Raw genomic sequence first — 1,886 nt, 5'->3', positions numbered from 1 at the left:
GGTCGCGCACTGCTCGCGGGCCCGCCGCACCTGGCGGGCGGCCGGTAGGAGGCCCTTGTCCGCCGAGGCCAGCAGCGAGGCCCGGTACCCGGCGAGTGTCTGGGGCACCTGGGCCAGGCGCTTGGCGATCGCCGCCCAGTCGTCGGCGGTCGCGGTGGGCATCAGGTCGAAGACCCAGCGGATGTCCTGCACCGGGCTGGCGATCATGTTCAGGGACGCCGCCGGCAGACCGGCCTCGTGCATCTCGGCCTCGATGCCGGTCCGCTCGCGGAAGACGGCCTTGGCGATGCGTTCGCCCTCGTCGACGGGCTCCGCTTCGGCCATCGCGGCGAGTGCGCCGCGGGCCAGCTCGGCCCGCGCCTGATGGCCCTCGGGAGACAGGTCGGGCAGCCGGTCGTCGTGGCCGCCTATGCCGAACTCGGTCGCCGCCAGGGGGTTCAGCCGGGCGTAGCTGTCCACGTACGCGTCGCACAAGGCGTGCACGCCGGTCGCTTCGCCAAATGAGGTGGCGGACACCGCCGGTATCTCCTTCACGAACGGGGGGCCGGGTCCATGAGCGGCAGTGCGGCCAGCGCCTTGCGGTCGACCTTGCCCGCGCGGTTGAGTGGCAGTTCGTCCAGCCACACGAAGAAGCGCGGCAGCATATGGCTCGGGAGCAGGTCGCCGAGGCGGCCGGTGATCTCCTTGTCCGGTGATCGTTCACCGGTGAGGACGGCGACGAGCGCCGGGCCGCCCATGGCGTCGTCGCGGAGCAGCGCCGCGGCGTCCACGACGCCGGGGCACTCCCGCAGGGCGTGTTCGACCTCCCCGATCTCGACGCGGAAGCCCCTGATCTTGACCTGGTCGTCGATCCGGCCGAGGTAGACGTAGTCGCCGTCGGGCTGGAGGCGTACGCGGTCCCCGGTGGCGTACATCCGTGCGCCGGGAGACTCCGCGAACGGGTCCGGGAGGAAGACCGCCGCCGTACGGCCCGGAAGCCCCAGGTAGCCCCGGGCCAGGCCGACGCCCCCGAGGAACATATGGCCCTCGGCGCCGACCGGTACGGGCCGCAGTTCCTCGTCGAGCGCGTACGTCCGTACCCCGCGGACCGGCGTGCCGATCGGCACCCAGCTGGGGGTCTCGCCGACGCACCGGTACCAGGTGGCGGCGACGGACGCCTCGGTCGGACCGTAGCCGTTGGCGACCACCAGGGGGGCGGCGTCCCCGAGCCCCTGCCCGTCGAGCTGGGAGCCGCCGGTGATGACGAGCCGTACGCCCGCCCGCGCCAGTCTGGGCAGGAGCGAGCGGCCATAGGGACCGAGCACGGCGGCGGGGATCTCCAGGGCCGTCACGCCGAGGGTGCGCACGGCGGCGAGCATCCGGCTCGCGGGCAGGTCGTCGCCGTCGGCGATCGCCACGCAGGCGCCCGCGCACAGCGGCATCAGGATGTCGTGCATCGAGCTGTCGACCGTGGGCGCGGTCGTCCACAGCATGACGTCGTCCTCCCTGATCAGGTCGAGGTCCTCGATGGAGGCGACGATCAGGTTGGCGATCCCCTCGTGCGGCACACCGACGATCTTGGGCCGTCCCGTCGAGCCCGATGTCGTGATCGCGTAGGCCAAGTCGAGCGGGTGCGGTCCGGGCAGCGCCAGGGAGCCCTCGGCGTCCCGGTCCGGCTCGTCGGGACCGGGCTCCTCCGGGCCCGGCTCGTCGATGAGCAGTGCCTCGGGGCACCAGTCGGCGGCCGCCGTGGTGAGGAGCTGGGTGCACCCGGCGTCGGCGAGCACCTCCTGGTTGCGCCGAGGCGGGTCGCCGGGAGCGAGCGGCAGGCACGCGGCGCCGGCGCGCAGCACGGCGACGAGGCCGGTCAGCGCCGCGGCGCTGCGGGGGGCCAGCAGGCCCACGAC

At 73.9% G+C, this 1,886-nt stretch carries 2 protein-coding genes; both read right to left on the bottom strand.

Going from position 1 to position 1,886, the window contains the following annotated elements:
• Window positions 1-516: DUF885 family protein (locus tag ACFU99_RS42305; protein ID WP_384403757.1), on the bottom strand; the 516-nt coding region annotated here is incomplete at its 3' end.
• 14 nt (window positions 517-530) lie between these two features.
• A partial coding sequence (locus ACFU99_RS42300) for an amino acid adenylation domain-containing protein (protein ID WP_384403754.1) occupies window positions 531-1,886 on the bottom strand: 1,356 nt, incomplete at its 5' end.

It is taken from the genome of Streptomyces sp. NPDC057654 (genome assembly GCF_042800135.1).
Classification (GTDB): domain Bacteria; phylum Actinomycetota; class Actinomycetes; order Streptomycetales; family Streptomycetaceae; genus Streptomyces.
The sequence above is the reverse complement of the archived record's forward strand: the minus strand, read 5'-3'. Positions and strand labels throughout refer to the sequence as shown.